Source organism: Nitrosovibrio sp. Nv17 (assembly GCF_900119085.1).
Classification (GTDB): domain Bacteria; phylum Pseudomonadota; class Gammaproteobacteria; order Burkholderiales; family Nitrosomonadaceae; genus Nitrosospira.
The window spans coordinates 1-7,334 of the sequence record NZ_FPIQ01000037.1; the positions used below are offsets into that span (position 1 = coordinate 1).

A 7,334-nucleotide genomic window follows, 5' to 3' on the forward strand; every position below is an offset into this window, starting at 1 on the left:
GCAGTGTTCTCTTGGCAAGGCGCTGCGTGGGATGCGCAGTGCGCTGCTGCACGGCATCAGCGACCGTCGCGGGCGCCACGACTGCCTGTACGTGATCTTCAGTTCGCGCGACACGCTCGATGGCGGCACGCTTGCCGCCATGGAGATCCTGCTGCCCTACCTCGACACCGCCCTGCGCGGCGTGGCGCCCCTGCCGCAGCGCACCTATCTGCCGGAAGGCGCGCAGGAGACCGAGCACCACGGACTGAGCGAGCGCGAAAGCGAGATCATGGACTGGGTCAAGCTGGGCAAGACCAATGCGGAGATCGGCAGCATCCTCTCCATCAGCGCCTTCACGGTGAAAAACCACATGCAGCGCATCTTCAAGAAACTGGACGTCTACAACCGGATGCAGGCCGTATCCAAGATCGAGCGCAGCCTGAGCCATGGCTGAAGCCAACCCGGCCTTTTCCGCCTCCCGGGTCTCGGCGCGCGCCGAGGAACCGCTGGGCAACAACATGCTCAGCGCCGTGGAGGCCATGCTCGACCCCTCCATGCTGGCGCTGTCGCTGTGGCTGATCGGCGTGAGCATCGAGGGCGAACTGCAGCCCCCCTACCTGATCCTGGCGGTGATCGTGTTCTCGATCACCTTTCCCGGCACCTCGCGCCTGCAGTTCTCGCTCAAGCGCCTGGTGTTCGACGTGCTCTACAGCTGGTTCTGGGTGATGACGCTGCTGCTGCTGCTGGGCATCGCCACCGGCTACGTGCACGAGTTCTCCCACCAGGCGCTGGTCGCCTGGCTGTGGCTGGCGCCCTTGAGCCAGATCGGCGCCCACCTGGTGCTGCGCGCCGCCGCCCCCACCCTGCTGGCGCTGCAGGGGCCGCCGCAGCGCGCCATCATCGTCGGCCTGAACGACCAGGGCGCCGCCCTGGCCGGGCGCATCCACAAGGCGCGCTACTCCAAGATCGCCCTGTCGGGCTTCTTCGACGACCGCAGCCCGGATCGCCTGAGCCGTGCCGAGGACAGCCCGCTGCTGGGCAGGCTGCACGAACTGCCGGGCTTCGTCAAGACACAGCGCATCCAGTTCATCTACCTGTCCCTGCCCATGGCCTCACAGCCGCGCATCCTGCACGTGCTCGACGAACTGAAGGACACCACCGCCTCGATCTACTTCGTGCCCGACATGTTCGTCACCGACCTCATCCAGGGCCGCAGCGGCACCGTCTGCGGCACCCCGGTCATCTCCGTGTGCGAATCCCCCTTCACCGGCTCCAACGGCTTCATCAAGCGCGCCAGCGACATCGTGCTCTCCCTGCTGATCCTCGCCCTCATCTCCCCCCTGCTGCTGCTCGTCGCCCTCGCCGTGAAGCTCGACTCCCCCGGCCCGGTCATCTTCAAGCAGCGCCGCTACGGCCTGGACGGAGAGGAGATCCTGGTCTACAAGTTCCGCTCGATGCGCGTGTGCGAGGACGGCGAGACCATCCGCCAGGCCAGCCGCGAGGACAGCCGCATCACCCGCGTCGGCGCCTTCCTGCGCAAGAGCTCGCTCGACGAGTTGCCCCAGTTCATCAACGTCCTCCAGGGACGCATGAGCATCGTCGGCCCCCGCCCCCATGCCGTGGCCCACAACGAGACCTACCGCAACCTCATCAAGGGCTACATGATCCGCCACAAGGTCAAGCCCGGCATCACCGGGTGGGCGCAGGTCAACGGCTACCGCGGCGAAACCCGCACCCTCGACAAGATGCAGGCTCGCATCGACCACGACCTCGACTACCTCAGGAACTGGTCCCTCAAACTCGACCTCCATATCATCCTGAAAACCGTCTTCACGGTGGTGGCGGACCGTACCCACGCATACTGACTGCCGCCCCGGCCGGCCGCTTCACCCCACATCCAGCACGACACGATAGCGCGCCTTGCCGGTCGCCAGGTGGGCGATCGCGTCGTTGACCCTGCTCAGCGGGAAGTGCTCCACCTGCGGCGCGATGCCGTGCCTCGCCGCGAAGTCCAGCATGGTCGCGATGGCGGCAGGGGAACCCGTCGGCGATCCCGACACGTTCTTCTGCCCCATGATGAGATCGAACACCGGCACGGGGATCGGCTCCAGCACCGCCCCCACCACGTGCATGCGCCCATTGGGCTTGAGCGTCTTGAACAGCGCGTCCCAGTCGAGCGGCGTGTTCACGGTGACCAGCAGGAAATCGAGCGAACCGGCCACCCCCAGGATCTCCGCGCTGCTGCGGCTGGCCACCACCCGGTGCGCCCCCAATCGCTTCAATTCCTCGGTTTTCGACGCGCTGGACGTAAAGGCGGTCACTTCGCAGCCCCAGGCACGGGCGAACTTGAGGGCGAGATGGCCGAGACCGCCGATCCCCACGACGCCCACGCGATCCGTCGGCCTGACGCCGTAGCGCAGCAGCGGCGCGAAAACGGTGATGCCCCCGCACAGCAGCGGCCCGGCCGCAGCGGCGTCGAGCGTTTCCGGCAGGGGAATCGTCCATGCCCAGTGCGCCCTCAGCCTGTCGGCAAAGCCGCCGTGGCGCCCGACGATGGTCGCGCCAACCTCCGGGCACAGATGATGGCTGCCCGTCATGCACTCGCGGCAGTGCATGCAGCTGTCCGCGCTCCAGCCTATCCCTGCACGCTGCCCGGTCTCCACGCCCTCCACGCCGCTCCCCACCGCCACCACCCGTCCCACCGCCTCGTGCCCCGGGACGATGGGATAGCGCGACAGCCCCCAGTCGTTGTTGAGCATGGAAAGATCCGAGTGGCATAGCCCGCAGTACTCGACGGCGATCTCCACCTCCTCGTCGCCCAGCGGCCCCGGATCATAGGAAAACGGTTCCAGCGCCCGCCCCGCCGCAGGGGCGGCCCATCCATGTATCTCGCTCATTGCAGTTCCTCCTTCGTCAAGGGAATCGTTCCGTACGCCCACCCCGCCTTCCTGGCTTTCCCCGTCCCGCAGCCGGCAGGGACGGATGGCTTGCGGATATTTTTGCGGAAAGGCTGCGTGAATAGATGATATCATCCGCAGGCAGATATCGGCTCTGCCATGCGCATCCGGGTTGGCGGAAACCGCGCCCCGCATGCCTTCGGCATGGATGGCGGATCGGGCCGGCGGTCTTCCTGCCGGCTGGCATCCCCTGCCCGGCGGAATTCGGCGGATCATCGCCTGCAGGCAGCCGATCGAATAGCGCCCGGCAATCTCCATGAATGATACCCGCATCGTGAACGGATACACGGCTCCCATGGACGCATGACGGATGCAGCTCCCCATGCGGGCATGCACGGCCCTGCTGTCGGGCATCTCGCAGGCATCGATGCCGACTGGGCGCGGCTGATCCGCTGCGTGGGACCCTGCACCCACCGGCCCGAGGCCGCGCGCGAGCCCTGCGAGGCGTTGATAAGGGCGGTTGCCTACCAGCAGCTGCATGCCCGCGCGGCGGACGCCATCGTCGCGCGATTCCTCGGCCTGTACCCGCAGCCCGGGTTTCCGCAGCCGGAACGGATACTGGCTACGCCACGGGACATCCTTCGCACCTGCGGGTTTTCCGGGCGCAAGGTCGATACCGTGCTGGGCATCGCGCAAGGTACGCTCGACGGCGTGGTGCCATCGCGCAGGGCCGCGGACGGAATGTCCGACGATGAACTGATCGCCCGGCTCACCACGCTGCCCGGCATCGGCCGCTGGACCGTGGAGATGCTGCTCATCTTCACGCTCGGCCGGCAGGATGTGCTGCCGGCCGACGACTTCGGCATCCGCGAGGGCTATCGCTTCCTGAAGTCGCTCGATGTCGCGCCCGGCCGCAGGGAGATGGAGCGCACCGGCCTGCCCTGGCGCCCCTACCGGACGGTGGCGGCCTGGTATCTGTGGCGCGTTCCCCTGCTGCCCGACTATAGGAGAAAGGGATGACGACATGATGACGACCCTGGAAAGGCAGGCATAAGGACGTGCTGTTCGATCGCATCAAGCCCCTGGAGGACATACTCGAGTCGGCACAGAAGAGGGGACTCCGGAGGCAGCTCGGCGCAATCGACCTCGCCGTGCTCGGCATCGGCGCGATCATCGGCACCGGCATCTTCGTGCTGACCTCGGTGGCCGCCGAGAAGGCCGGCCCCGGCATGATGTACTCCTTCGTCATCGCCGGATTCGTGTGCGCGCTGGCGGCGCTGGTATATTCCGAGATCGCCGCCATCGTGCCGGTGGCGGGATCGGCCTATACCTATTCCTACGCGGTCTTCGGCGAACTGATCGCCTGGATGGTCGGCTGGGCCCTGATCCTGGAGTATGCGGTGGCGGCGGCGGCAGTGGCAGTGGGCTGGTCGGGCTACATCAACGGCTTCCTGCGCGAGATCGGCCATGGCCTGCCCCTGTTCCTGACGGCGGGACCGCGCGACACCGTGACCCTGGCAGACGGCGCCATCGCCGCCGGAGGCTTCAATCTGCTGGCGTTCGTGGTCTCCCTGCTCGTCACCCTGCTCCTGATCGTCGGCACCACCAAAAGCGCCCGGGTCACCGCAGTGCTGGTGGTCGTCAAGATCGCGGCCCTGACGATATTCCTGGTGCTGGCCCTACCGGCCATCGATGCAGCCAACTTCGAGCCCATGCTGCCCAATGGCTGGGGCACGCCTGCTTCCGGGATCGGGGTGCTGGGCGCGGCGGCTTCGATCTTCTTCGCCTACATCGGTTTCGACGCCGTCTCGACCGCCGCCGAGGAGACCCGCAATCCCAACCGCAACGTGCCGATCGGCCTCATCGGATCGCTCGGGGTGTGCACCCTCTTCTATCTATTCGTCGCCTACGCCGCGGTAGGCGCCGTGGGCGCCCAGCCCGGCGGCGAGCTGTCCCAGTCCAAGGAACCGCTGGCCTTCGTGCTGCGCGCCGTGGGGCATCCCGTGATCGGCAACTGGGTGGCATCGGCCGCCATCGTCGCACTGCCTTCCGTCATCCTGATGATGCTGTACGGACAGACCCGGGTGCTGTTCACCATGTCGCGCGACGGGCTCCTGCCTGCCATTCTTTCACGGGTGCATCCGCGCTTCCATACCCCCCACGTCGTCACCCTGGTCACGGGCATCGGCGTGGCCACGTTCGCGGCCATCTTTCCGGTGGGCATGCTCGCCGACGTATCCAACTCCGGCACCCTGTTCGCATTCTTCACCGTGGCCCTGAGCGTCATGGTGCTGCGCCGCCGCGAACCAGGACGCCATCGTCCGTTCAGGACACCCGCCCTGTGGCTGGTCGGGCCGCTGGCGATGGCGGGATGCCTGCTGCTGTTCGTCAGCCTGGGCTGGGAGACGATCAGGCTGTTCCTGGGCTGGGCAGCCATCGGACTCATCGTCTACTTCGCCTACGCCCGCAGGCGCAGCGTCATCGGCAAGGAATCGGGAAGCGGAGCCGCCGTCTCCTGAGACCCTCAGCCGTTCAGGTGCCGGCGCGCAAACCCTGTCGAGCCCCGGCCCACGACGAGCACGGCGAGCGTGGCGGCAAGGTCGAAATCGAGGGGAATCGAGGCAAGCCCGGCGAGATCGTTCTGCAGCCTGTCCAGCCCCTGTACCGTGCTGTGGAGCAGGCTGATGCGCACGGACCCGATCCCTTCCGTGCTGGTGATCCCGAAGAAACGATCCTCCGCCGTCTGGCCCGCGAACGACTCATCCCCCAGTGCGGAAGGACCGATGATCCCGAGCAGATTGCCGGCGCGGTCGAAAGCCTCGAAGAGCACGCTGTCGAAACCCCTGCGAATATTGGCGAATCCGGAGTCGGTCCACACCAGGCCGGCATGATGGGGCAGGGCGCCGAGCAGCGCGGCGCTGAAGGTGAAGGTGATGCTCGACACGCCGTTGAAATACCAGGAGTGGCCTGATCCGGCAGCGCCGTCCGGCTGATCCCGGATCAGGCTCTCCCGGTCGCCGGGCCACGATGCCATGTCGCCCGCTTCCACCGGGTGGAGGGCGGTCGGCGGCAGCTTTTCCAGTTCGTCGGCCCCAAGCTCGTCGAACAACGCCTGTGCCGAAGAGCCATTCGCAAATACGGCGTAGGAAACCGGATCGATCAGCATGGCATTTACCGCGAGGGGCTCCGACAGCAATGCGACGACCGACAGTGCCGCATCCGGGTTCTTCATATTATTATTGGATTTCAAGTTTTCCTGCCGTGATGACAACGTAACTGTCCCATGGGTCATGCCAGGCTATGTTACGCGGCGAATTCCGTTTTGCCATCGGACTTAGGTACACCGCACCATGGAAACATTCCCCGGCAGGCAGGGGCGATCCCGTCGAACGAGGTACGTTGCGCGTGACCCCGGCTCCCGGGGATTCCGCGCTGTGGAAAATCCGGGGGCGCCGCGCCCTGCTGCCCTGGATGGCTCCATGTCATGTAAGCATGGAGGATCCATGGATCGGGCCACAGCGCATGACTCGGGCAGCCCTTGTGGTACTATCTACTTATATTATTGATTTAAATTTATGGAACCACAGAAAGGAAGATATGGGAAGGCCATGGATCTACCATTATTTAAAATAATCTTTAGAATTACAACCACGCTCACGGTAAAGATCGATCATCGGATGCTACCTCTGCAATGATCCCTGGTCGATGTACCGGCCCTGATGAAGTGCAGTGTGTTGAGTGTGTCGTATCCTCTAGTGTTGTTGTAGATCCATGTTGTACCCTCGTTTCACCTTTCAACCCGCTTCGGCGGGTTTTTTCTTTGGTGCGGATCGATCAGGGACTGCCTGAACCGGCTTCGTGGCCGCCGTCTCTAACGGAACGGGGGCGCAAGCAAGGCGGGATGGGGATGAAATGAAATGCACCCTGTCGCAGCGCTCTCCGGACGGCGTGGCGACCGCTCCCCGCTTTGCAGACTTCCCTCATGAAAACAGGATCCAAGGGTTTTCCTTAGCGAAAAACCGGGGTTTCCCCAATATACGTGGGGGATGGAGCGGCATAGGATAAGGTCAGTCAAATTGCATGCGGATGGATTGCCATCATGAAAACGGACACGACGGGCAACATGGGAATGGGACACTGGATCGCAGTGGCGTTCATGCTTGGGTTCCTCGCATCCTGTGCGCAGACGGGCGGGTTCGAGGCGCACGGCGTCGATCTGGATCGGGCGGCGCAGCATGCCCGCACAGCCGCCGACCACGACCGCCTGGCGAGGCAGTACCGGAGCAGCGCCGAGAAGCTGCAGGCGAAGGTGGAAGAGCAGAGGCAGCTGCTGTCGCAGTACGAGGAGAAGAGCTACATCTACGGCAGGCGTGCGCAGGATCTGCAGTCGCACACCTCGGCGCTGCTGCACAAGTACGAGCGGGCCATGGAAGAGACGATCCAGCAGGCCTCGTACCA

7 protein-coding genes are annotated in these 7,334 nt (G+C 65.1%); 5 read left to right on the plus strand and 2 right to left on the minus strand.

The features are described from left to right. Both epsA and BT108_RS12985 read left to right on the plus strand, forming a co-directional pair. Positions 1–433: XrtB/PEP-CTERM-associated transcriptional regulator EpsA (epsA, locus tag BT108_RS12980; RefSeq protein WP_218184874.1), on the plus strand; the 433-nt coding region annotated here is incomplete at its 5' end. Positions 434–497: 64 nt separating this feature from the next. After that, a complete protein-coding gene (locus BT108_RS12985; protein WP_255369724.1) occupies positions 498–1,844 on the plus strand; it encodes an undecaprenyl-phosphate glucose phosphotransferase in 1,347 nt (448 codons plus the stop codon). Positions 1,845–1,865: 21 nt separating this feature from the next. On the opposite strand, the gene BT108_RS12990 is transcribed toward BT108_RS12985, so the two are convergent. Then, positions 1,866–2,876 (minus strand): NADPH-dependent aldehyde reductase Ahr, encoded by a 1,011-nt coding sequence (locus tag BT108_RS12990; RefSeq protein WP_072294988.1) that lies wholly within the window; start codon positions 2,874–2,876, stop codon positions 1,866–1,868. A 363-nt stretch (positions 2,877–3,239) separates the two neighbouring features. On the opposite strand from BT108_RS12990, the gene BT108_RS12995 reads away from it, so the two are divergent. Both BT108_RS12995 and BT108_RS13000 read left to right on the plus strand, forming a co-directional pair. Continuing rightward, positions 3,240–3,896 (plus strand): DNA-3-methyladenine glycosylase family protein, encoded by a 657-nt coding sequence (locus tag BT108_RS12995; protein ID WP_072294984.1) that lies wholly within the window; start codon positions 3,240–3,242, stop codon positions 3,894–3,896. A 38-nt stretch (positions 3,897–3,934) separates the two neighbouring features. Continuing rightward, complete coding sequence (locus BT108_RS13000; protein ID WP_072294985.1) at positions 3,935–5,395, plus strand: amino acid permease; 1,461 nt, start codon at positions 3,935–3,937, stop codon at positions 5,393–5,395. Positions 5,396–5,400: 5 nt separating this feature from the next. Here BT108_RS13000 and BT108_RS13005 read toward each other — a convergent pair whose 3' ends face one another. Beyond that, positions 5,401–6,126 carry a hypothetical protein gene (locus BT108_RS13005; protein WP_143142505.1) on the minus strand — a complete coding sequence of 242 codons (726 nt, stop codon included), beginning with the start codon at positions 6,124–6,126 and terminating at the stop codon, positions 5,401–5,403. An 849-nt stretch (positions 6,127–6,975) separates the two neighbouring features. Here BT108_RS13005 and BT108_RS13010 point away from each other — a divergent pair. Then, positions 6,976–7,334, plus strand: a 359-nt coding sequence (locus BT108_RS13010) for a hypothetical protein (RefSeq protein ID WP_072294987.1), incomplete at its 3' end; no start/stop codon positions are given.

Bases quoted from the DNA above. Each gene is read 5' to 3' on its own strand.
- BT108_RS12995 (WP_072294984.1), top strand. From the start codon at position 3,240: ATGACGGATGCAGCTCCCCATGCGGGCATGCACGGCCCTGCTGTCGGG.
- BT108_RS12990 (WP_072294988.1), bottom strand. From the start codon at position 2,876: ATGAGCGAGATACATGGATGGGCCGCCCCTGCGGCGGGGCGGGCGCTG.
- BT108_RS12985 (WP_255369724.1), top strand. From the start codon at position 498: ATGCTCAGCGCCGTGGAGGCCATGCTCGACCCCTCCATGCTGGCGCTG.